Here is a 22903-nt window from a genome sequence, read left to right as displayed (position 1 = left end):
GGCGACCATATCACCGTGAACAGGCATTACACGTCGATGCGGTCCCTGCTGAGCTTGTCCGAGCTTTCGATGATGAACTCCTTGCGCGGGGCGACGTCGTTGCCCATCAGGAGTTCGAAGACCTTGCCGGCCTGCTCGGCATCGGCGACCCGCACGCGGCGGAGCATCCGGTGCGAGCGCTCCATCGTCGTCGTCGCCAGCTGGTCCGCGTCCATCTCGCCGAGCCCCTTGTACCGCTGGATCGGGTCCTGGTACCGCTTTCCGCTTTTCTTCAGGGCCGCAAGCACGCTGTGCAGCTCGGGTTCCGAGTAGGTGTAGATGGTCTCATTGGGCTTCGAGCCCGGGTTCATCACGACCACTCTGTGCAGGGGCGGCACCGCGGCGAACACCCGCCCCTCTGTGATCATCGGGCGCATGTACCGGAAGAACAGGGTCAGCAGCAGGGTGCGGATGTGCGCCCCGTCGACATCCGCATCGCTCATGATGATGACCTTGCCGTAGCGCGCCGCCGAGAGATCGAAGCTGCGGCCGGAGCCGGCGCCGATGACCTGGATGATCGAGGCGCACTCGAGGTTGGAGAGCATGTCGGCGACGGATGCCTTCTGCACGTTCAGGATCTTGCCGCGGATGGGCAGCAGGGCCTGGTGCTCGCTGTCGCGCGCGAGCTTGGCGGTGCCGAGCGCCGAGTCGCCTTCGACGATGAACAGTTCGCTGTTCAGCACGTCGTTGCTGCGGCAGTCGACGAGCTTCGCGGGCAGGGAGGAGCTTTCGAGGGCGTTCTTGCGCCGCTGCGTCTCCTTGTGGGCACGAGCGGAAATGCGCGACTTCATCTCCGCGACGATCTTGTCGAGCAGCACGGCCGCCTGCGTCTTGTCGTCGCGCCGCGTGGACACGAAGCGTTCGTTCATCGCCTGGGCGACGACGTTCGCGACGATCGCGCGCACGGCGGGCGTTCCGAGGACCTCCTTGGTCTGTCCCTCGAACTGCGGCTCGGGCAGACGCACGGTGAGCACGGCGGTGAGCCCCGCCATCACGTCGTCCTTCTCGAGCTTGTCAGAACCCATCTTGAGCCTGCGCGCGTTGAGTTCGACCTGGGCCCTGAGGAACTTGATCAGCCCGGCGTCGAATCCGGCCTGGTGGGTGCCGCCCTTGGGCGTCGCGATGATATTCACGAAACTGCGGACGATCGTGTCGTAGCCGGTCCCCCAGCGCAGCGCGATATCGACGGCGCAGTCCCTGACGAGCTCGGTCGGGACCATGGCACCCGTCGGCATCAGCACAGGAACGGTTTCGGTGAACGTGCCGTGGCCGGTGAGGCGCCAGGTGTCCGTGATCGCGGCATCCGTCGAGAGGTGCTCGACGAACTCGGAGATGCCACCCTCGAACCGGAATACCTCGACAACGGGCTCATCGCCACGGCGGTCGTCGATCGACAAGGCGAGCCCGGGAACGAGGAACGCCGTCTGCCTGGCCCGTTCGAGCAGTTCCTCGGTCTGGAACGTCGCGCCCTTGGTGAAGATCTGCCGATCCGCCCAATAGCGGATACGGGTTCCCGTGACGCCTCGACGGACCTTGCCGACCACACGGAGTTCGCTCTGGTGTTCGAAGGGGGTGAAGGGGGCGTCCGGACTCTTCTCCCCGGTGTCGGCGAACAGTCCGGGTTCACCGCGGTGGAAGGACATCGCCCAGGTCTTGCCGTCCCTGTCGACCTCGACGTCGAGGCGCTCCGACAGGGCATTCACGACGGATGCGCCGACTCCGTGCAGTCCACCCGACGCCGCATACGAACCGCCGCCGAACTTGCCGCCGGCGTGCAATTTGGTGAAGACGACCTCGACGCCGGTCAGTCCGGTCTTCGGTTCGATGTCAACGGGGATACCGCGGGCGGTGTCGCTGACCTCGACGCTCGCGTCCGGGTGCAGCACGATGTCGATTCCGGCACCGAATCCGCCGAGCGCCTCGTCGACGGAGTTGTCGATGATCTCCCAGAGGCAGTGCATCAACCCCCGGGAGTCGGTCGAGCCGATGTACATGCCGGGGCGCTTGCGCACGGCCTCGAGGCCTTCGAGGACCGAGAGGTGGCGGGCGGAATAGTCAGAAGAACTCACCGTCCCAAGAATACTGGCCGAGGACCGGGGACTACGCACGTCCGGACGCTCGTGTCTCCGGCAGGGCGATGCCGCCGATGCGGTACTGGGAGGGCAGGACGCCATACCGTGCGCGGAACCCGGCGCGGAGCTCGAAAGCGGACGTGTATCCGGAACGCGTTGCGATGTCGGCGATTGTCAGCCCCGCCGTGCGCGGTGCGAGCAGCAGCTGGGCGGCAGACTCCGCGCGACACCGGCTGATCTCCGCGGCGACAGTACTGCCCCCGCCCTCGAACGCGCGCTGCAGGTGCCGCAGGGAGATCCCCAGCTGGGCGGCAACGACAGCAGGACTGAGATCGCGGTTCCGGTGCCTGGCCTCGATGTGGGCGACGGCGCGCATGCGCAGGCCCGCCCGGAGGTCAGCGCTGTCCATGGCATAACCCTCGCCCTCCAGAAACATGCCGACCACGAGGTCCTCGATCGTCCTCTCTGTGACAGACACTCCGATGGCCGTCGGCGTCCAGGCCGCTTCGACCACCGCGAGCGCCAGGACCCGCAGGGGCGCGGCGAGAGACGCCGAGCGTTCGAGGCGCAGGCGTTCACCCTCGAGCTGGATCCCCCTCGCTATCAGGCGGGCCTGGGGAAGCTGGATGCCGAGTCCGCGCGTGACCTCCGTCGTCTGGACGGACGACGCGACCCCCGCCGGCATCACGTATGCGCTGATCGGGCTGAACCGTTGGGGCGGGTGCTGACCGAGTCCGATCGTCATGCTGCCATTGAGCATGAAACCGACGTGCAGGACCCCCGCGGTGGAATCGGTGCCCCCTGTGTAGCGGAAGGCCGACTGGGTGGCGAGCGTCACCGTCGTGCTGCCGATCGCTTTCCTGATCGCCGAAAAATGAAACACGTCAGAGGCCGGAACCTCGAGGCGCTGCGCGAGGAAGCCGACAGCGTCGTCGGGAAGCGGAACCGGGATGCCGGACTGAACGGTGAGATGCCGCACCGCGTCGCTGGACACCGGCACCCACATCTGAAACCCCTCACTTCTGCTGCGCGATCTCCGCGCGGCCCGCTGCGACGCAGACCTGCGATCCATTCCAGAACCGCAGGCTATCGCCCCCCAAACGGGAACACAATGCAACGCGGAAGAACTCCGGGTTGTCGCCTGACAGCTCCGGACCCGGCACGGCGTTCTTGCGCCAGCACAAGCGCAGTCCTGCGCCAACTCTGCTGGACGCCGGATCAGTGGCCCTAGTCTGACAAGAATTCGCCGGACAGACCCAGACAGAACCAGTCGGAAACCCAGTTGGGAGCGTGAAGGATGTCCTCAGAGACCGTCGTACCCGGGGGTGCCACCCGCCCTGCCGTTGCAGCGTCGTGGTTGCCGTTGGTCGTGGTCGTGCTCACGCAGATTCAGGCGTCGTTCGCGGTGAATGCGTTGACGGTGTCGATGCAGGGCATCACGACGGATCTGAACACTCCAGCGACGAGTGTGGGGACGGCGATCACCGCGGGCACGTTCGCGATGGCGGCGTTCATCCTGCTCGGTGCCAAGCTGGGTGCGAAGTTCGGGTCCCGCCGGGTGTTCCAGATCGCAGTCGTCATCCATGGACTCGCGATGGCGGCCGTTGCCGTGAGTGTGAGTCCGACGATGCTGTTCATCGCGCAGGCCGCGTCCGGTGCGGTGATCGCGTTGATCGCGCCGGCGCTCGTGGTGTTCATCGCGGCGAACTATTCCGGTGAGCAGCAGGCCCGCTCGATCGGGTTCCTCGCGGCGGCCATCCCCGCGGCCGGGGTGCTCGCGCTCCTCATCGCGGGTACCTTCGCGTCCACGATCGGCTGGCGGTATTCCTTCGCCCTGATCGTGGCGCTCGCGGCAGTGAACCTGCTGCTGAGTTTCCGGTTGAAGGTCGTGCCGCCCCAGCCCGCCGTCGTGATCGACTGGGTCGGCGCCGTCCTCGCTGCGGGGTCCATCATCCTGCTGAGCTTCGGGTTCAGCGGCCTGAATTCCTGGGGCGTGGTCCTGGCCACGCCCAGCGCGCCTTTCACGGTCCTGGGGGTCTCCCCTGCGCCGGTCCTGATCCTCCTCGGGGCGATCGGCGGGCAGGCGTTCTTCGTGTGGTTGCGCCGGAGGAAGGCCGCGCACCTGCCGCAGATCTTCGACCTCGAGGTGCTGAAGTCCGGATCCGAGAAGGCGACGACCTTCGCGATGGCGGCGATGCTGTTCGTGGGAACCGCGGCGAACTTCCTGATCCCGCTCTACATCCAGATCGTGCAGGGCCGGTCGAGCTTCCAGACCTCGATCTCGATCATCCCGTACACCCTCTCGATCTTCATCGCCAGCTCCGTCGTGGCCACCCTGTACAAGCGGTACCCGCCGCACCAGATCGCCCGGGTGGGGTTCGTCGTCGTCGCCCTCGGGCTGGTGATCCTCGCCTTCACGATCCGGAACGAATGGGAACAGTTCGCCGTCGTCATCGGCCTCATCATCCTCGGCCTCGGCCAGGGGGCGATTGTGGCGCTCGTGTTCAACACCCTGCTCTCCGCGGCCCCGAAACGCCTCGCCGGAGACGTAGGCGCCTGGCGCGGCCTCGTCCACAACATCTCGGGGAGCGTCGGCATCGCCGTCGCGAGCGTCTTCGCCGTCGGAATCCTCAGCGCGATCGTGGCGTCGAGTGTCGCGAGCAGCCAGGCCCTGCCGCCGGAACTGGTCGCGCAAGTGCCCCTCGACAGTGTGAACTTCGTCACCAACGACCACCTCGAGTCGGTCCTGAGCCAGACATCCGCCACCCCGGAGCAGATTGCAGAGGCCGTGGCCATCAACGAGGACGCGCGGCTCCGTGCCCTGCAGATCTCGCTGCTCGGCCTCGCCGGCATCGCACTCCTCGCGATCATCCCGGCCGGGCGGATGCCGGACTACATTCCCGGGGACATCCCCGCGGCGCTCTCGAGCGGCAAGGAACCGGACGACGACGAGGACGGCCTGGAACGGCCGGCCTCCCGGTCATGAGCAGGCCACGCGGCGACGCCGTTCACCGGCATCCTGGGGCGCAGCCGTGAACGACATCTCGATCACCCTGCTCGTGCTTCTCGCCGCGATCGTGCTCTTCGTCTGGAACGCGGTTCCCGCGGAGATCGTCGCCATCGGCGTCGCGCTGTCGCTTTTCCTGACCGGGGTGATTTCTTTCGAGCAGACCCTGGCGGGGTTCGGCGACCCGGTCATCGTCTTCATCGCCGCCCTGTTCGTCGTCAGCGAAGCACTCGACGCGACCGGGGTGACCACCTGGGCCGGCCAGCAGCTCACCAAACGCACCGGAACGAACCGGCGCATCATCGTGACGTTCGTGATGCTGCTCGTTGCGGTCGTCACCGCCCTGATCAGCGTCAACGGCGCCGTCGCGTCCCTGCTCCCGATGGTCGTCGTGCTCGCGATCCGGATTCGGCAGCCTCCTTCCCAGATGCTGATGCCACTCGCCTTCGGCGCACATGCCGGGTCGCTTCTCGTCCTGACCGGAACCCCGGTCAATGTGCTCGTCTCCGAGCTCGCGGTCAGCACGGGCCATACACCGTTCGGATTCTTCGAATTCGGCCTCGTCGGCCTCCCGCTCGTCGTCGGAACCATCCTGATCACCGTGTTCCTCGGCCCGAGGCTCCTGCCCAACCGAACCGCCCAGGTCGCGCCCAAGGATCTCAGCGACCACGCGCGTACCCTCGCAGCCCAGTACTCTCTCGCGGACGCGGGAAGCCTGCTGGGCCGGAAGAACGGTGTCACAGAGGTCGTCATCGCACCACGCTCGTCCTTCGTGGGTGAAAGCGTCTTCACGGGAATGGTGACGGACAGTGGGGAACTCGTCGTCATCGCGATCCAGCGGAGCGGGGAGGACCTGACGGATGCCGTCCTCGCCGCTGGAGACGTGCTGCTGCTGCGCGGCCCGTGGCAGGCGCTCGACCGGAACACCGCAGACCCCAACGTCGTCGTCGTCGACGCACCCCAGCTGATCCGTCGCCAGGCCGTGCCGATGGGCCCGCGCGCAACGACCGCCCTCGTGATCCTCGCCGGCATGGTCGTCCTGCTTGCCACCGGGATCGTGCCTGCGGCGGTTGCAGCCCTGACCGCTGCGGCGGCGATGGTCCTCCTGCGCGTGCTCACGGTCTCCCAGGCGCACCGCTCGATCTCCTGGACGACCCTCATCCTCGTCGGCGGGATGATTCCGCTGTCGACCGCCATCCAGGTCTCCGGCGCTGCCGACGTCATCGCGAACGGGCTCGTCGCCGCAGTGGGCACCTCGAGCCCCTATCTGCTGCTCTTCGGTATCGCCGTCGTCACGAGCGTGCTCGGGCAGCTGATCAGCAACATGGCCACAGCACTCATCCTTGGTCCGATCGCCATCGCGATCGCAACCGAAACGGGGATCTCACCGCTCCCCCTGCTGATGGGCGTCACGGTCGCAGCGGCAGCATCGTTCCTCACCCCGGTCGCGACCCCGGCGAACACCATGGTGATGGGGCCTGGAGCGTACCGCTTCGGCGACTACTGGAAGCTCGGGCTGCCCCTCCTGCTGCTCTTCGTCGCCGTTGCCACCTTCCTGGTTCCAGTCTTCTGGCCTTTCCACCCCTGACCTGACCCGACCACAACACCACGAACACCACCCCGGTTAAACCACTCGAGAGGAACACCATGGCATTCGGACGACGTTCACGCGGACTCGCGGCAAGTGCGGCACGCACTGCCGTCATCGTCGGAACAGCAACCGCGACGAGCAATGCCGTTCACGGCTCCGCCGCACGCAAGCAGGCGGCCGCTGCGGCAGCCGCCCCGGCCGTCGCTGCGCCCATCGCTGCGACGGCGCCTGTCGCCATCCCGCCAGCGGCACCCCAGGAGGACATCATCAGCAAGATCGAGCGCCTCGCTGCTCTGCACACTGCCGGCGCCCTCACCGATGCGGAATTCGCCCTGCTCAAGGCCCAGGCGATCGCGTAGACCGCGCATGTCCCTCGGCACATACAAACTCATCCCGGAATCGTTCACCCGGACGCCATCCCAGACTCCGGCCTCCGCTGTCGGAATCCTCGTCGTCTCCGAGGTGCCGGTCGGTCTTGACGCCGTCGGATTCCTCATCGGCCCGGATGGCCCCCTTCCCCTGACGCTGGGTGCCGAACGGGCCACCCTCGTCTCTGCCGGCTTCACCGGCAGCATCGGGCAGACCCTGCTTCTCCCCCAACCGAACGGTCCGATCTTCATCGTCGTCGGTGCCGGACCCGCAGATGCCCAGGATGCGGATCTCCTGCGCGACGTCGCGGCCACCTTCGCGCGGGCGGCCCAGCGCTATCCCCGGATCGCACTCGCGATCGGCGACACCTTCCCCCTCGACGCTGCGACCGTCGGCCAGGCGGTCGTCGAAGGGGTCCTGCTCGCCCGCTACCGATACGTCGAGCTGCAGCCTTCCTCCGACCATTGCGCGCTCGTCACCCTCGACATCGTCCTCGACACCCCGAGTACCGGCTCCGGGGTCGCGGATCAGGCTCGCGTTGGGGTCCGTGTCGGCGAGATCACCGCACGCGCCACAAATCTCGCCCGGGACCTGGCCAACACTCCGCCGAGTCACCTCACCGCCACCGATCTCGGCACCATCGCGATCGGCCTCGGCCTCGAACACGGGCTGGCCATCGATGTCTTCGACAAGCAGCAGATCATCGAGCTGGGCTGTGGCGGTCTCCTCGGCGTGAATGCCGGAAGCGTCGAAGAGCCACGGATCATCAAGGTGACGTACTCTCCCCCGCCAACGGTCGGTGCGGCGCCAACGGACGGTGAGGCGCCTCCCGCCCACCTCGCGCTGGTCGGCAAGGGCATCATGTACGACTCCGGCGGGATCTCGCTGAAGCCCTCCGACCCGATGCACCTGCTGATGAAGATGGACATGGCCGGCGCCGCCGCCGTCCTGGCCATGATGACGGCACTCCGCGCCCTGGACTGCGCGTCCGCGGTGACCGCCTTCCTGATGTGCACGGACAACATGCCGGGCGGCTCCGCCATGAAGCTCGGCGACGTCCTCACCATCCGAGGCGGAACCACCGTCGAGATCAAGAACACCGACGCGGAAGGCCGCCTCGTCATGTCCGATGCCCTGGTCCTGGCCGGCGAGGAGAATCCGGACGCGATCATCGACGTCGCTACGCTCACCGGGGCCGCGCTGATGGCCCTGGGCACGCACACGGCCGCCGTCTTCGGAAACAACCAGGCCCTCGTCGACCGCGCCATCGCCGCGTCTCGCGCTACGGCGGAGTCGATCTGGCAACTGCCGCTCGAACACCGCTACCGACCCCAGTTGAAGTCCGACGTCGCCGACCTGTCGAACATGGGCGGCAAGTACGCCGGGGCGACGGCCGCCGCCCTGTTCCTCGCCGAGTTCGTCAAGGACGTGCCCTGGGCTCACCTCGACATCGCGGGTACCATGCAGTCGGAAACAGACGAGCTATGGAATACCAAGGGGGCGACGGGGTTCGGCACCCGGCTGCTGATCGACCTCGCACTGAACTTCGCGGCGGACAGCATCGCGCCGACCCGGAACACCCGCTGAGGCACCCGGATGCAGGATCTCGAAACCGTCGCTCTCGTCCTGATCATGGTGCACGTGATCGTCGGCTTCACGGCCACCGTGCTCGTGTCGGCGAACCGGTCGCCCGCGAGCGCGATCGCCTGGGTACTCACGATCGTCTTCATCCCCTACCTCGGAGCCGTCGCGTTCCTGCTCGTGGGGTTCGGACGGCTCCCCGCCCCTCGGCGGGACAAGCAACGCGAGGTCAACGAACTCATCCTGTCCCGGACGGAAGGGTTCCACCAGGTCAGCCACCGCGAACAGTGGCCGCAGTGGCTGCCGTCCGCGGTCCAGCTCAATGTCAACCTCGGTGCGCTGCCCATGGTCGGCGGCAACCGAGCCGCCTTGCTTCCGGACTACGAAGGATCCCTTGCTGCCATGACGGCGGCCGTCGACACCGCGACGGAGTACGTGCACGTCCAGTTCTACATCCTCGTGCTCGACAGCGTCACGGAGCCGTTCTTCGACGCGCTGCGCCGGGCGATCGCGCGGGGTGTCACCGTCCGGGTGCTCTCAGACCATCTCTCCGGGTTCCTCCTGCCCCGGCGGGCCGAGACACTCGCCGCCCTGTCGGACATGGGCGCCGAATGGCACGCCATGCTCCCGCTCCGGCCGTTGCGCGGGCACTGGCAACGACCCGACCTGCGCAACCACCGCAAACTCGTCGTCGTCGACGGTCGGATCGGGTTCACCGGTTCGCAGAACCTGATCGACCCGACCTACCTGAAGAAGAAGAATCTCGCGAGAGGCCTGCGCTGGCACGAGCTCATGGTGCGGCTCGACGGGCCGGTCGTCCGGGAGCTCGACGCCGTCTTCGTCACCGACTGGTACAGCGAGACGGATGCCCTGCTCCCGCTCGACACGACCCCGCTGCTGCTCGAGCCCCGGGTGGAGCACCTGGACGCGCAAGTCGTCCCGAGCGGGCCGAGTTTCGAGAACGACAACAACCTGAAGCTCTACGCCCTGCTGATCCACAAGGCCGAACGCCGGGTGAGTATCACGAGCCCGTATTTCGTGCCGGAGGAGTCCACGCTCCTCGCGATCATCACCGCGGCGTCGCGCGGACTCGACGTCGAGCTGTTCGTCTCCGCTGTCGGAGACCAGGCCCTCGTCTACCACGCCCAGCGGTCGTACTACGAGGCATTGCTGCGCGCAGGCGTCTCCATCTACCTGTACCGAGCCCCGACGGTGCTGCATGCCAAGCACTTCACGATCGATGATGACATCGCCGTGATCGGATCGAGCAACATGGACATCCGCTCATTCCGTCTCAACATGGAGATTTCGGTGCTCGTCCACGGACGGGACTTCACAACCGGCATGCGGCTCGTCGAAGACGGCTACCGGGCCAACAGCGTCAGGCTCGAACTAGCCGACTGGCTCGCACGGCCGGTCACCCAGAAAATCGGTGACAGCCTGGCGCGACTCACCTCCTCACTGCAGTGAGCAATCCGCTACGCGGTAAGCGAAATGTAACCGAATCGACTCCTTATCGAGGCTCGGCCGTGTTTGTATAGGACCAAGTTCAATTGGTATCGCTTGGTATCAGTCTGGAGGAGGAAAAAAATGTCCCAGATCGCAGCACATGGTGCCATCGAAAACCAGAGCGCCACGCACCAGCTCACGGCCGCCGACAGGTGTGACGCGTGTGGCGCGCAGGCGTACATTCGCGTCAGCGTCAACAACAGCGAACTGATGTTCTGCGCCCACCACGGTCGCAAGCACCAGGAAAAACTCTCCGCCATCGCGGACAGCTGGCACGACGAGTCCAGCAGGCTCCTCGAAGACCAGCGTTCGTAACGCGACAGGCAGTACGACCGGAAACGGCGTCGACGCGACTGAGGTCGCGGCGGCGCCGTTTTCTTGTCCGCTGTGCCTCTAGGAGTCCGCGTCGAGGCTGAGGGTGGAGACCACGACGGCCGTCGCGGCCTCCGCGATCGCATCGGCGGCAGCTGCGCGCTCCGAACGCACATAGACGCCGCCTGCCCGCGTGACGGCTGCGGAGAGGATATGGTCCGCCAGACCCGGATTGCGGGCGAGGACCGGACCGTGCAGGTGCGTGCCGAGGAAGCTCCCCATTCGGAGACCCTCCGTCTTCGCCCCGTTGCCCACGCCGCTGAGCACCCGGCCGAGAACGGATGCCTCCGCTCCGACGTAGCTGCGGGCGTGGTTCTCGAAGCCCACGAGCCGGCCGAACGCTGATTCGACGACAAGGTCGCCCGTCGCACGCTCCGCGAGCGGGACAGCACGCCCCGCGACGAGACCGAGACCTTCGACGACGCTGCCGTCCGCGAGTTCGACTCCCCAGCTCAGGAGTTCCCAGCCGGTTCCGACCGCGAGCACGGGAACGCCCGCCGTTGTCCACGCGCGCAGAGCATTGACCAGGGGGGCCAGGAGATCGCGCGTCGCCAGGAGGTCGGAGTCGTTTCCGGAACCGATCACGATCGCGTCGACCTTGCTCGGGAGTTCCTCGAGCGACCTGACCGGCACGATGGTCGCGTCGAAGCCGGCCCAGCGGGCGCGCTGTGCGAGCACGCGTGCGTTGGCGGCGTCCCCGTTGGTGTCGAGGAGTTCGGGAAGCACGGAAAGTATCGTGAGTGCGCGCATGGCTCAACCCTCCCGGTTCGAGGCGAGGCCGAGGTGTGCGCGGGTGCGCCGCATCGAATCCGCCGAGAAGATGATGGTCTTGATGCCGTGCTCCGGATCCGGCAGGGCCAGGAAGTCGTCGAGTGCCCGGCCGAGGTCTGGCTCGATCCGGTCGACGACAACCCCGTCGTATGCGAGCTGCAGTGCAATGTCGTGGGCCTTCGATCCAGACGCGATCAGCACCCGGCCGAGGCCGGAGGTGTCGACCGGCCAGAAGTATGACGGATCGCGGACATCGGACCCGATAGCGACCAGGACCTGGTCGAGGCCGGGTTCGAGGCTGTCGACGTTGAGCTGGAAGCTCGCCGGGTTCTGCACGAGCACGAACTCGACGCGGCGGCCGCGGACGGTGACGATCTCGCCCCTGCCGAAGACGGGCGGGATCGCGGATACGGCGGCGCAGGCCGTTGCCGCGTCGAAGCGGTCCCCGAGAGCGGCCCGGGCGGCCGCGATCGCGGTGAGTGCGTCCACGGCGTAGTGCACGCCGCGCGCAGGCAAGCCGAGGTCGAAGGACCGGCCGTCGAGCAGGACCGAAGCCGAGCGACCGGAGACGCGCGTGAGCAGGATGCCGCCGACCGGCGGCATCCGCTCGGACGCGGTCACGCTGTAGCCGAGACCGCGCGGGTTCTCCGCGAGGATCTCCGCCGTCACACCGTAGCGGGCCACGGCGGCCGGGCCGTCGAGGTGGTCGACGAGGCCGAGGAGGGACGCGTCGTCTGCGTTGATGACGACGGTCCCGCTCGCACGGTTCGCGATCCTGGCCAGCATGGCCACGACCATGTCGGAGTCGTGGAAACGGTCGATCTGGTCGACCATGACGTTCGTCAGTGCCACGACCCGGGGGTTGAGCGTCGCCGAGATGAGGGCGCCGTGCCCCTCATCCATTTCGAGCACGGCCATGTCACCGTGGATCCGACCGGTGAGGCTGACCTCCTCGAGCAGGGCGGAGGTGAGTCCCTGGCTGATGTTGGCGGTCGACTGGTTCGTGAACACCGTGACGCCGTGCGCACGGAGGGCCGCGACGAGCATCTTGGTGGTCGTGGACTTGCCGCTCGAGCCGGACACGATCACGAGACCGTCTGGAAAGCCGTTCAGAACGCTCGCGAGGAACCCCGGAGCGATCTTGTTGACGACGAGGCCGGGAACCGCGGATCCCCCGCCCGGCTTTCGCCAGCGCGCGAGGACCCGCACAGTTCGGCCGACCAGGATTGCCGGTGCATAGCGCACGGGATTCTATTCGAGGTAGTCGCGTAGTGACTGCGACCGCGACGGGTGACGCAGCTTGGCCATCGTCTTGGATTCGATCTGGCGGATGCGCTCGCGGGTCACTCCGAAGGTGTCACCGATCTGGTCGAGCGTCTTGGGCATGCCGTCGCCGAGGCCGAAGCGCATCCGGATCACGCCGGCTTCGCGCTCGGAGAGCGAGTCGAGCAGGCTCTCGAGCTGCTTCTGCAGCATGGTGAATCCGACGGCGTCCGCGGGGACGACGGCCTCGGTGTCCTCGATGAGGTCACCGAATTCGCTGTCGCCGTCTTCGCCGAGCGGGGTGTGCAGGGAGATCGGTTCGCGGCCGTACTTCTGCACCTCGACGACCTTTTCCGGGGTCATGTCGAGTTCGCGGCTCAGTTCTTCCGGCGTGGGTTCGCGACCGAGGTCCTGGAGCATCTGGCGCTGCACGCGGGCGAGCTTGTTGATGACCTCGACCATGTGCACGGGAATGCGGATGGTACGGGCCTGGTCGGCCATGGCGCGTGTGATCGCCTGGCGGATCCACCACGTGGCGTATGTGGAGAACTTGAAGCCCTTGGTGTAGTCGAACTTCTCGACGGCGCGGATCAGTCCAAGGTTGCCTTCCTGGATCAGGTCGAGGAACTGCATTCCACGGCCCGTGTAGCGCTTGGCGAGCGAGACGACGAGGCGCAGGTTCGCACCCAGAAGGTGGCTCTTGGCGCGCGCGCCGTCCTTGGCGACCCAGAGGAGTTCGCGCCCGAGCGCACTCTTCTTTTCCGCGTCGGTCATCTGGGACATCTTGTCCTCTGCGAACAGCCCGGCCTCGATGCGCATGGCGAGCTCGACCTCTTCGGCCGCGTTCAACAGGGCGACCTTGCCGATCTGCTTCAGGTAGTCCTTGACGGGGTCTGCCGTTGCGCCGGTGATGGCGCTCGAGTAGACGGGGACCTCGTCCTCGTCGTCGACGAGGGACAGGACGAGCGCGCCGCTCGGGAGGGGCTCCGTCGGCGTCTTCTTGCCGTGGTCGTCGTCGTTGTGGTCGTCTTCGACCTCATCGTGACCGTTCAGGTCGTCGTGGTCGTCCGCGCCGGCCTTGGACTTCGCGCCGGCCCGCTTGCGCGGCGTGCGGTGCTCGTCATCGTCGTCGTCATCGTCGTCGTTGCCTGAACCGGCAGCAGCGACGGCGGCGGCATCGGATGCAGCTGCCGCTGCGGCTGCCTTCGCGACGGCGGCCTTGGTGGGGGCGCGCTTGATGGCGGGGGCCTTCGCCGCTGCCTTGCGGGCCGGGGCCTTGGCGGGGGCCTTCTTCGCGGCATCCGTCTCGGCAACGGTGGTCTCTTCGGTTGGCTCGGTCTTTGTGCGGGTTGCCATTCGAACACCTCTCATGCCGTCGGGTGTGCACCGGCGGCGCTGCCCGCAGGTGCGGTGAACCGGGGGAAACGGTCCGTGCGCCAAGCCGGGCAGATATGGATTTTGGGCAGTACTAGGACCCATGTCAAGTCCCGGGCTGCGCACCATCAACTGGTAACGGTGCACCCAGGACCAGAACGGGCCCTATTGACAATTATTGCATGCTTTGTGTATATAACGAGCCAGTTCAGGGCCTCTCGAACACGCTCAGCGCGAACGCGGACGCCGCCAGGCCCGCGCCACGGCGATCCAGAGGGGCGCCACCTCGACGCCCTCGTCGCGGGACAACAGGAATCGGGTGCGGCGCCGGGCGCGGAGCAGGAACACGACGCCGATCCCGACGACCAGGAACTGCACGAGGAAGGCGACCCGGAAGGATTCCAGGGAGTACAGGTTGCTCGGCGCTCCCCCGGCGACTCGCCAGCCATTCTGCAGGTCGAGCAGGACCCCGATCAGGTACACCATCACGAAACTCGCCGTGAAGCCGCCGACGTTCACGACGCCGTTGGCCGAGCCGTGGCTGCGTTTCGGATTGAAGCTGCGAGCGAAGTCGAACCCGATCAGGGAGCCGGGGCCGCCGATTCCGAGGGTGACGAGGAGTAGGACGATGAGCCAGAACGGTGGCGTTCCCGGCCAGGCGAGGACGACGGTCCAGGCCGCCGCCATCAGGATGACAACGGCGAGCACGATGTTGCTGCGGCGCTGGGGGTAGCGTGCGGTGAGGATGCCCAGGATGGGGCCGAAAACCATGCCGGCCGCGACGAGCACCATCAGCATCGAGGCGGCAAGAGCGGGGTCGTAGCCGAGGCCGTAGACCATGAAGGGGAAACCCCAGAGCATGCTGAAAACGGTTCCTGGCGACTGTGTCACGTAGTGCGACCAGAATCCGAGCTGCGTTCCCGGCCTGCGGAAGCTCTTCTTGAGCAGCACGAGCGCCTCCCGCAGGCTCGTCGGCCGAGCCTCGTCCGTCGATCCCACCGGCCGGTCCTCGATCACGACGATCACGACGACGAGCGCGACGACGGCGACGGATGCCGCGGACAGGAACGCGGGCGTCCAGCCGAAGGTGTGCAGCACCCAGGCGAGCGGAACGGCGGAGAGGACCTGGCCGAGCTGGCCGATGTTGCCGAGCCACTGCGAAAGCTGGGGCACAAGGGGGCCGTCGAACCAGGATCCGATCAGGCGGATCATGGAGATGAAGATGGCGGCGTCTCCCGCACCGACGAGCATCCGACCGGCGACGGCGGCGGTGATGTCGGTGGAAAACGCGAGGGTGACCTGTCCGCCGATCATCAGCGTTGTCCCGACGATCACGAGGATCCGGGGTCCGAACCGGTCGATGAGCACCCCGACAGGCACCTGCGCCGCTGCGTAGACCACGAGCTGCACGACGGCGAGGCTGGAGAGCAGCGCGGCGGTGCCGCCGAAGCGCTCAGACGCCGCGACTCCGGCGACGCCGAGCGACGTGCGCTGCAGGACTGCCGATAGGTACGCGAACGACCCGATAGAGAAGATGAGCCAGGAGCGACGGGAGTTCATTGCTCCCAATCTATCCGGTCCGGGCCGTTCCTCGGCTCAGGCGCCCGTGCCGTCGTCGCGGCTGCGGCGGGTCGCGAGGAAGTTCTCGAGTTCTGCTGCGATCTCGTCGGCGCTGGGAAGCTCGCCATCTTCATCGGTCAGGGGCGACCGCACGCTGCTGCCCTCCATGTAGGTGTCGTAGCGTTCCTCGAGGGTGCCAACGAGCTTCGCGAGCTCCGGGTTCTCGCGCACCTGTTCGTCGATCCGATTGATGAAATCGCGATTCTGCTCGCGGAGCTGGTCCGTCGGGAAGATCAGGCCGGTTGCCGCGCTCGTGCTCTCGAGGGCGGACAGCGCTGCAGCCGGGAATTCGGTGTCTGCGAGGTAGTGCGGGACGAGCAGCACGAACCCGACGACCGCGGCGCCGCTCTCGTGCAGGCGCAACTCCACGAGGTGCAGGACATTGGACGGAACCTGGGTGTGCGGACGCCAGACGGACATGCCCTCGATCAGGTCTGAGCGGGTGCCGCTCACGGTGACGCCGATCGGGCGGGTATGCGGAACCGGCATCGGGATCGCGTGCACCCACGTCGTCGCTGCGACGCGGAAACGCTTGCCGATCTCGAGGACGGCGGCGGTGAACTGCTCCCAGCGGAAGTCCGGTTCGAAACCGGACAGCAGCAGGAACGGCTGGCCGATCTCGTCGTGCGCGAGGTAGAGCCGAAGCACCGGCGGCTGGTAGCCGGTGAGGTGGTCGCGATCGAAGTAGATGATCGGCCGCCTGGCCCGGTAGTCGAGGAGGACATCCGCGTCGAAGGACGCGATCAGCGTGTGGGTGAGGTTTCCGAGAAGGTATTCGGTGAACTGCGCCACCGCTCCCCCGGCGTCTGCGAACCCGGTCAGGCCCGCGACGAGGTTCAGGCCCTCGGGCACGGATGCCGATTCAGCCGTCAGCTCGTAGATGTCACCAGGATCGCGCATGCCGTTAACACTAGGCCGCGTCCTCGCGGCCGGGTGGGAATCCGCGGGTCCCCGCATAGTGCCGTAAGCGAACAGGCCGTGCAGGCATCACCGGCCGAACGGGTCGCACAGGGGCGGCCAGTAGCATCGAAGGATGACCGCTCCCGTTCTCTCCGTGTCCGCACAACCCGCCATCGAATCAACCGCCGACGTCCTCATCGTGGGCGCGCTCCAGTCCGCAGACTCCGCGGTGCTCTTCGCCGACCCGGCGTTCGCGGCCCTGTCCGCCGTCCTCGCCGACCTCGGCGTCACGGGCGCACGGGACCAGGTGGTCCGCATTCCGGCATCCGTCGGCGGCGCGCGCACGATCGCAATCGTCGGACTCGGCAAGGACGCCGGTGTCGACGCCCTGCGCGCGGCCGCCGGTTCCGCCGTCCGCCAGCTGACCGGCGTCGAGAGCGTCGCCTTCGCGTTCCCGCTCGCGAGCACCGCCGAGCTCACCGCCGTCGTCGAGGGCGCCGCGCTCGGAGCCTATTCGTACACGGAGTACCGCCAGGCGTCCCTCGCGGGCACCCGGCTTCCCGCCGGCCGCGTCACCGTGCACAGTGCGCTCGACGGAACGGACGCCGTCGCCCACGCCCTCGTCGTGTCGGAGGCCGTCGCCCTCGTCAAGGACCTCGTGAACATGCCGGCGTCCGATCTGTACCCCGAGGCGCTCGCCGACCGCGCAGTCGCCGCCGCCGCAGACCTGCCCGTCACGGTCAGGGTCTGGGACGAGGCCGAACTCGCCGCCGACGGTTTCGGCGGCATCGCCGGCGTCGGCCAGGGTTCCACCCGTCCGCCGCGCCTGGTCAAGGTCAGCTACGCGCCTGAAACCGCGAGCCGTCACATCGCCCTCGTCGGCAAGGGCATCACCTTTGACACCGGCGGACTCTCCCTCAAGCCGGCCGGCTCCATGGTCGGCATGAAATACGACATGACCGGCGCTGCAACGGTGCTCGCTGTCGTGCTCGCCGCGGCCCGCCTCTCCCTCGACGTGCGCATCACTGCGTGGCTCTGCATCGCGGAGAACATGCCGTCCGGCAATGCGATCCGCCCGAACGACGTTCTTCGCATCCGCGGCGGCCGCACGGTCGAGGTGCTCAACACGGATGCCGAGGGTCGTCTCGTCCTCGCCGACGGGCTTGTCGCAGCGGGTGAGGAAGAACCCGACGCGATCATCGATGTCGCCACCCTGACGGGAGCCGCCATCGTCGCCCTCGGCAACCGCTACTACGGCGTCATGGGTGAAGACGCCCTCGTCGCCCGCGTGCTCGCCGCCGGTGCCGGTGTCGGTGAACAGCTGTGGGCGATGCCGCTCCCCGACGAGCTCCGCTCCACGCTGAACTCCGACGTCGCCGACATAGCGAACGCCAAGATGGGCTCGAGTGCCGGCGGAATGCTCCTCGCCGCCGTCTTCCTGCGCGAGTTCATCGGGACCCGCGGGACCGGGGACGATGCCGTGACCATCCCCTGGGCGCACCTCGACATCGCCGGACCTGCGCACAACACCGGAGGCGGCTGGGGCTTCACGAACGCGGGTCCCACCGGCGTTTCGGTGCGCGCTTTGCTGCGTCTGGCCGAGGACTTTTCGCGCCCGTAGTACAGTCGAGGTGGCATGGGGAAGAAAGCGCCCGGCTCACGGGTGTCATCGATTCCCGTCCCGCAGACTTTTTGTGCTTTTCCGCTTGTGAGTACGCGCTTGTGTCCAGCGCCCGTATGTGAATAAAAGGGAGTCCCTGAGTGTCGGAACAGAATTTTGACCTTGTCGTTCTCGGTGGAGGAAGCGGTGGCTACGCAGCAGCGTTGCGCGCCGTCCAGCTCGGCCTGACCGTCGGCCTGATCGAGAAGGGAAAACTCGGCGGCACCTGCCTGCACGTCGGGTGTATCCCGACGAAGGCCCTGCTGCACTCGGCCGAGGTGGCCGATGTCAGCAGGGACGCCGCGAAGTACGGCGTGAAGACCCAGTTCGAGGGCATCGACATGGCGACCGTCACGGCCTTCCGTGAGGGAATCGTCGCATCCAAGTACAAGGGCCTCCAGGGCCTGATCAAGGCACGCGGCATCACCGTCATCCAGGGCGAAGGCCGCCTCGTGGCGCCGAACACCGTCCAGGTCGGCGACGACCGCATCGTCGGCAAGAACGTCGTCCTCGCCACCGGCTCGTACTCGCGATCCCTCCCGGGCCTCGAGATCGGCGGCCGCGTCATCACGAGTGAGCAGGCCCTCGAGTTGAACTTCGTCCCGAACAAGGTCGCCGTGCTCGGCGGCGGCGTCATCGGAGTCGAGTTCGCGAGCGTCTGGAAGTCCTTCGGTGCAGACGTCACCATCATCGAGGCGCTGCCGCACCTCGTCCCGAACGAAGAGGAATCGGTCTCCAAGCAGCTTGAGCGCGCCTTCCGCAAGCGCGGGATCGAGTACTCGCTCGGCATCCGTTTCCAGAGCGTGACCCAGCACGAGAACGGCGTTGTCGTCACCCTCGAGAACGGCTCGACCGTCGAGGCCGAGATCCTGCTCGTCGCCGTCGGACGCGGACCCGTCACGGCCGGACTCGGCTTCGACGAGGTCGGCGTGGCGATGGATCGCGGCTTCGTCCTCACGGACGAACGCCTCGCGACGAACATCCCCGGCGTCTACGCCGTCGGCGACATCGTTCCCGGCCTGCAGCTCGCGCACCGCGGCTTCCAGCAGGGCATCTTCGTCGCCGAGGAGATCGCCGGCCTCAACCCGATCATCGTCGAAGACCTGAACATCCCGAAGGTCACATACTGCGACCCCGAGATCGCGTCCGTCGGCTACTCCGAGGCGAAGGCCTCCGAGAAGTTCGGCGCAGACCAGGTTTCGTCCTACGAGTACAACCTCGGCGGCAACGGCAAGAGCTCGATCCTCGGCACGAGCGGTTCGATCAAGGTCGTCCGGGTCAACGACGGCCCGATCGTCGGCATCCACATGATCGGCGCGCGCGTCGGCGAGCTCATCGGCGAAGGCCAGCTCGTCGTGAACTGGGAGGCGTACCCGGAGGACATCGCCCCGTTCCTGCACGCGCACCCGACCCAGAACGAAGCGCTCGGCGAGGCATTCCTGGCCCTGGCCGGGAAGCCCCTCCACGCGATGTAGCCGTTTCCAGGCTACCGACCGTCTATAAGCTAAGTACAGATCACATAATGGTTTTGAAGGAGACAAACGCATGAGCGAATCCGTTAGCCTTCCGGCACTCGGTGAGAGTGTCACAGAGGGTACGGTTACCCGCTGGCTGAAGAACGTGGGCGACCGCGTCGAGGTCGACGAGCCCCTGTTGGAAGTATCGACCGACAAGGTGGACACGGAGATCCCGTCCCCCGTTGCCGGCATCATCGAAGCGATCCTGGTTCAGGAGGACGAAACCGTCGAGGTGGGTACCGCCCTGGTCCTGATCGGTGACGGTTCGGCCGCCGCCGCTCCCGCACCGGTCGCAGCTCCCGTGGTCGAGGCCCCGGCCGCGGCTCCCGTGGTCGAGGCGCCTGCAGCCCCCGCTCCCGTCGCAGCCCCGGTCTACGCACCCGCCCCGGTCGCAGCACCTGTCGCCCAGCCGGTCTACGCCCCGGTCCCCGTCGCAGCACCGGCACCGGTCTTTGCGCCGGTTCCCGTTGCGGCTCCGGCAGCGGTCGCAGCGCCTGCGCCCGTCGCGGCACCCGTCGTGGCAGAGCCCGCCGTCTCCCGTGGCTCCCACGCAGGCACCTCCGGCTACGTGACCCCGATCGTCCGCAAGCTCGCGAACGAGGCCGGCGTCGACCTGTCCAGCGTCACCGGAACCGGTGTCGGCGGACGTATCCGCAAGCAGGACATCACGGCAGCCATCCCGGCCGCCGGCGCCGCGGCATCCGCCCCGGCATTCGAGGTCTCGCCGCTGCGCGGCACCTCCAAGCCGATGTCCCGGCTCCGCAAGGTCGTCGCCGAGCGCGCCGTCATCTCGATGCAGTCGTCGGCCCAGCTGACGACCGTCGTCGAGGTCGACGTCACGCGCGTCGCGATCTTCCGCGACAAGGTCAAGTCATCCTTCTTCGAGAAGACCGGCAACAAGCTGTCCTTCCTGCCGTTCTTCGCCCTCGCCGCCGCAGAAGCACTCCAGGCGAACCCGATCATCAACGCCACGATCGACGGCGACACGATCGTGTACCCGGCTCAGGAGAACATCAGCATCGCCGTCGACACCGAGCGCGGTCTGCTCACCCCGGTCGTGCGCAACGCCGGCGAACTCGACCTGGCCGGATTCGCGGCCCAGATCGCCGACCTCGCCCAGCGCACGAGGGACAACAAGCTCAAGCCCGACGAGCTGTCCGGTGGAACCTTCACGCTGACCAACACCGGTTCGCGCGGGGCACTGTTCGACACCCCCGTCGTGTTCCTGCCGCAGAGCGCGATCCTCGGAACGGGCGTCGTCTACAAGAAGCCGCTCGTCGTGACGAGCGGTGGCCTCGACGCCATCGCGATCCGCTCCTCGGTCTACCTGGCGTTGTCCTACGACCACCGCATCATCGATGGCGCGGATGCCTCACGCTTCCTCGTCACGATGAAGCAGCGTCTCGAGGCGGGCGACTTCGAAGCCAACCTCGGCATCTGAGTCGGCCAGTCGGCATGTCCGGCTAGCCGGCACGTTCTGCTAGCCGGCACGTTCTGCTAGCCGGCACGTTCTGCTAGCCGGCACCGAAGAACTCGCGTAATCGCCAACCGGCCTCGCCCTTGACCACAAGGACGGAGGCCGGTTTGTCGTTTCCGGGTGCCGCTCCGCCGACGGACAGGGCCACGAGCGCGAGATTCCCGATCCGGTTGACGACCGTCGGTAGGGAACCGTCGACGGTCGGGGCGCTGCTGTCGTGTGGATATCCCGTCGCGCTGCCCGTCGCACCGTCCGGCGCGTGCCCGATCAGGGCGCTGGCCCCTGCCAGTGCCGGAGAGTCCGGTTGGGACACTTCCGCAAGGCAGTCCCGATCCGCCGTGACAAGGCACAGGGCCCGTATGCGGAGCAGCGCCGCGGTGGCAGCGGCGGGGTCCTCGCCCCGCAGGACGACCTGGTCAGCAGTGGTCGGACCCGTGGCGGGCCCTTCCCCGCTCCCGAGTGCAGACCGCGGAGGAACAGCGCCGACCGAAGACGGGTGCGCACCCGAGCTGAGTGACGGTGGGGCGAGCGCTGTCCAGGCGCCGACGACGAGGATGACGGCGACGGACGCTCCGGCCAGGATCAGGCCTCGGCGCCGCCAGCGGGCGGGGTCGTCCGCGGCCGTCCACGTGCCCCGGCGCGTCGACGGCCGGGGACTTCGCTCAGGACCCGGTCTCGTTCCAGGTCCGAAGGAGTGCGCCGCCCGGCCGCGGTGCGCCCGCGGCGCAGGCACCACGCGCCGGATTCCCGTCAGCCGTCCTCCGATGGTCCCGGCGACCTGAACCGCCCAGGCCCGCAGAAGCGGCCAGACGTGCGCGTCCAGCGCGGCCTCGAGGCTCGTCAGCGGACCCTGGCCGGGGGAACGCCCCCGGATGTCCGTCGACGTCCCGTGTCCCGGGGCGACGTCGTGCCCGCCGAACCGTACCGGTGCCGCGGGAGACCATTCGAACAGCGCCCGCTCGAGTCCGGCAAGCGCCTCCCGGTACGTGCCAGAGCGCCAGGCCGCGAACAGGGCGTCGGCCGGCGGCTGCCCGCGCTTCGCGACCCGGTCGAGAACGGCCTGCACAACATCACCGCAGGCGCACCTGGCCTCGCCCTGCAGTTCGTCGCGGTCCTGCCCCGGCGGCGGCAGGTCCCGCAAACCGCCCAGGCCCCCGACGACCGGTCGGCCCGCACCGTCGAACCGGATCACACCCGGGCTGATCCCCGGATGCAGCCAGCCCCCGTCGTAGAGCCGCGCAACGGCCGCGAGCACCGGCGCCAGGATCGTGACCGCCTCCCCCGGGTCCAGCAATCGCTCGCCGGCCAGGACCGCCCCGAGCGCCCCGCCGCGGTCCTCGGCCAGGACGAGGCAGACCCGGCCGTCCGGCAACGTCGCAACGTCCAGCAACCGGCCCACCCCGCCGTCCGGGATGCTCTCGAGGGCGCGCACCTCCCTGTCGATCGCCGCGCCGCCGGTGCCTGCGCCCACCGCGTGCACCTCACGGAACACCTTGAGAACGACGACCTCCCTCTGGCCGTCGATCCCGCCTTCGGCAGAGGCACCGAGGTAGACGTCGGACAGGTCACCAGAGCCGATGCGCCTCAGCACCCGGTATCCGGCGACGTTTCCGACGGCATCCGCTGGCTTCGCTGCGGAGTCCCCCACCACGGCAGGGGACTCCGCAGCAGGCGTCCTACTCCGCCGACTTCCCGCACGTCTCGTCACGCGGCGATCTTCGCCCGCTGAGAGCCGGCGGCAAGCCCACTCAGGACAGGCTGTGCACACTCCGGCCGATCCG

Annotated in this window: 17 protein-coding genes; 9 read left to right on the top strand and 8 right to left on the bottom strand. The window is 67.6% G+C overall.

Features of this window, described 5'->3' with window-relative positions; translation table 11 throughout:
* Positions 1-26: 26 nt before the first annotated feature.
* Positions 27-2108, bottom strand: a complete 2082-nt coding sequence (locus E3O46_RS03150; RefSeq protein ID WP_134446524.1) for a DNA gyrase/topoisomerase IV subunit B — start codon at positions 2106-2108, stop codon at positions 27-29.
* Between the two features lie 31 nt (positions 2109-2139).
* The gene (locus E3O46_RS03145) at positions 2140-3117 is read right to left on the bottom strand and encodes a helix-turn-helix transcriptional regulator (RefSeq protein ID WP_166787267.1); all 978 of its coding nucleotides are present in this window, start codon (positions 3115-3117) and stop codon (positions 2140-2142) included.
* 291 nt (positions 3118-3408) lie between these two features.
* Here E3O46_RS03145 and E3O46_RS03140 point away from each other — a divergent pair, with 291 nt between their 5' ends.
* From E3O46_RS03140 to E3O46_RS03115, 6 genes are all read left to right on the top strand, one after another.
* The gene (locus E3O46_RS03140) at positions 3409-5097 is read left to right on the top strand and encodes an MFS transporter (protein WP_134561088.1); all 1689 of its coding nucleotides are present in this window, start codon (positions 3409-3411) and stop codon (positions 5095-5097) included.
* Positions 5098-5143: 46 nt separating this feature from the next.
* Positions 5144-6706: an SLC13 family permease gene (locus tag E3O46_RS03135; protein WP_134561087.1), complete on the top strand. Its 1563-nt coding sequence runs from the start codon at positions 5144-5146 to the stop codon at positions 6704-6706.
* 59 nt (positions 6707-6765) lie between these two features.
* Positions 6766-7068: an SHOCT domain-containing protein gene (locus E3O46_RS03130; protein WP_134561086.1), complete on the top strand. Its 303-nt coding sequence runs from the start codon at positions 6766-6768 to the stop codon at positions 7066-7068.
* A gap of 7 nt (positions 7069-7075) precedes the next feature.
* A complete protein-coding gene (locus E3O46_RS03125) occupies positions 7076-8665 on the top strand; it encodes a leucyl aminopeptidase (protein ID WP_134446519.1) in 1590 nt (529 codons plus the stop codon).
* Positions 8666-8674: 9 nt separating this feature from the next.
* Positions 8675-10129 carry a cardiolipin synthase gene (cls, locus tag E3O46_RS03120; RefSeq protein ID WP_134446518.1) on the top strand — a complete coding sequence of 485 codons (1455 nt, stop codon included), beginning with the start codon at positions 8675-8677 and terminating at the stop codon, positions 10127-10129.
* Positions 10130-10249: 120 nt separating this feature from the next.
* Positions 10250-10483 carry a DUF7455 domain-containing protein gene (locus E3O46_RS03115; RefSeq protein ID WP_134446517.1) on the top strand — a complete coding sequence of 78 codons (234 nt, stop codon included), beginning with the start codon at positions 10250-10252 and terminating at the stop codon, positions 10481-10483.
* Between the two features lie 78 nt (positions 10484-10561).
* On the opposite strand, the gene E3O46_RS03110 is transcribed toward E3O46_RS03115, so the two are convergent.
* The 5 genes from E3O46_RS03110 to E3O46_RS03090 form a co-directional block, all read right to left on the bottom strand.
* Entirely contained in the window at positions 10562-11290 is a 729-nt protein-coding gene (locus E3O46_RS03110) for a type 1 glutamine amidotransferase (protein WP_134558416.1), read from the bottom strand.
* A gap of 3 nt (positions 11291-11293) precedes the next feature.
* Positions 11294-12556 carry a MurT ligase domain-containing protein gene (locus E3O46_RS03105; protein ID WP_134446515.1) on the bottom strand — a complete coding sequence of 421 codons (1263 nt, stop codon included), beginning with the start codon at positions 12554-12556 and terminating at the stop codon, positions 11294-11296.
* A 6-nt stretch (positions 12557-12562) separates the two neighbouring features.
* Positions 12563-13930 (bottom strand): RNA polymerase sigma factor, encoded by a 1368-nt coding sequence (locus E3O46_RS03100; protein ID WP_134561085.1) that lies wholly within the window; start codon positions 13928-13930, stop codon positions 12563-12565.
* Between the two features lie 246 nt (positions 13931-14176).
* Positions 14177-15508 (bottom strand): MFS transporter, encoded by a 1332-nt coding sequence (locus tag E3O46_RS03095; RefSeq protein WP_134446513.1) that lies wholly within the window; start codon positions 15506-15508, stop codon positions 14177-14179.
* Positions 15509-15544: 36 nt separating this feature from the next.
* Positions 15545-16468: a proteasome assembly chaperone family protein gene (locus E3O46_RS03090; protein WP_134446512.1), complete on the bottom strand. Its 924-nt coding sequence runs from the start codon at positions 16466-16468 to the stop codon at positions 15545-15547.
* A gap of 133 nt (positions 16469-16601) precedes the next feature.
* Here E3O46_RS03090 and E3O46_RS03085 point away from each other — a divergent pair, with 133 nt between their 5' ends.
* The 3 genes from E3O46_RS03085 to E3O46_RS03075 all read left to right on the top strand — a co-directional run bounded on the left by E3O46_RS03085 (position 16602) and on the right by E3O46_RS03075 (position 21086).
* Positions 16602-18089, top strand: a complete 1488-nt coding sequence (locus E3O46_RS03085; protein ID WP_134561084.1) for a leucyl aminopeptidase — start codon at positions 16602-16604, stop codon at positions 18087-18089.
* 140 nt (positions 18090-18229) lie between these two features.
* The gene (lpdA, locus tag E3O46_RS03080) at positions 18230-19603 is read left to right on the top strand and encodes a dihydrolipoyl dehydrogenase (RefSeq protein WP_134561083.1); all 1374 of its coding nucleotides are present in this window, start codon (positions 18230-18232) and stop codon (positions 19601-19603) included.
* A gap of 70 nt (positions 19604-19673) precedes the next feature.
* A complete protein-coding gene (locus E3O46_RS03075; protein ID WP_134561082.1) occupies positions 19674-21086 on the top strand; it encodes a 2-oxo acid dehydrogenase subunit E2 in 1413 nt (470 codons plus the stop codon).
* A gap of 73 nt (positions 21087-21159) precedes the next feature.
* On the opposite strand, the gene E3O46_RS03070 is transcribed toward E3O46_RS03075, so the two are convergent.
* Positions 21160-22770 carry a serine/threonine-protein kinase gene (locus E3O46_RS03070; RefSeq protein ID WP_134561081.1) on the bottom strand — a complete coding sequence of 537 codons (1611 nt, stop codon included), beginning with the start codon at positions 22768-22770 and terminating at the stop codon, positions 21160-21162.
* Positions 22771-22903 lie beyond the last annotated feature (133 nt).

Origin of the sequence: Cryobacterium glucosi (assembly GCF_004402235.1) — a bacterium.
Classification (GTDB): Bacteria; Actinomycetota; Actinomycetes; order Actinomycetales; family Microbacteriaceae; genus Cryobacterium; species Cryobacterium glucosi.
Note: the sequence above shows the minus strand (reverse complement) of the source record. Positions and strands in the feature narration are given on the sequence as shown.

Excerpts from the sequence above, each read along its gene's own strand:
- E3O46_RS03075 (WP_134561082.1), top strand. The coding sequence starts at position 19,674 with ATGAGCGAATCCGTTAGCCTTCCGGCACTCGGTGAGAGTGTCACAGAG.
- E3O46_RS03125 (WP_134446519.1), top strand. The coding sequence starts at position 7,076 with ATGTCCCTCGGCACATACAAACTCATCCCGGAATCGTTCACCCGGACG.
- E3O46_RS03140 (WP_134561088.1), top strand. The coding sequence starts at position 3,409 with ATGTCCTCAGAGACCGTCGTACCCGGGGGTGCCACCCGCCCTGCCGTT.
- E3O46_RS03090 (WP_134446512.1), bottom strand. The coding sequence starts at position 16,468 with ATGCGCGATCCTGGTGACATCTACGAGCTGACGGCTGAATCGGCATCC.
- E3O46_RS03145 (WP_166787267.1), bottom strand. The coding sequence starts at position 3,117 with ATGTGGGTGCCGGTGTCCAGCGACGCGGTGCGGCATCTCACCGTTCAG.
- cls (WP_134446518.1), top strand. The coding sequence starts at position 8,675 with ATGCAGGATCTCGAAACCGTCGCTCTCGTCCTGATCATGGTGCACGTG.
- E3O46_RS03100 (WP_134561085.1), bottom strand. The coding sequence starts at position 13,930 with ATGGCAACCCGCACAAAGACCGAGCCAACCGAAGAGACCACCGTTGCC.
- E3O46_RS03085 (WP_134561084.1), top strand. The coding sequence starts at position 16,602 with ATGACCGCTCCCGTTCTCTCCGTGTCCGCACAACCCGCCATCGAATCA.
- E3O46_RS03115 (WP_134446517.1), top strand. The coding sequence starts at position 10,250 with ATGTCCCAGATCGCAGCACATGGTGCCATCGAAAACCAGAGCGCCACG.
- E3O46_RS03095 (WP_134446513.1), bottom strand. The coding sequence starts at position 15,508 with ATGAACTCCCGTCGCTCCTGGCTCATCTTCTCTATCGGGTCGTTCGCG.
- E3O46_RS03130 (WP_134561086.1), top strand. The coding sequence starts at position 6,766 with ATGGCATTCGGACGACGTTCACGCGGACTCGCGGCAAGTGCGGCACGC.
- E3O46_RS03110 (WP_134558416.1), bottom strand. The coding sequence starts at position 11,290 with ATGCGCGCACTCACGATACTTTCCGTGCTTCCCGAACTCCTCGACACC.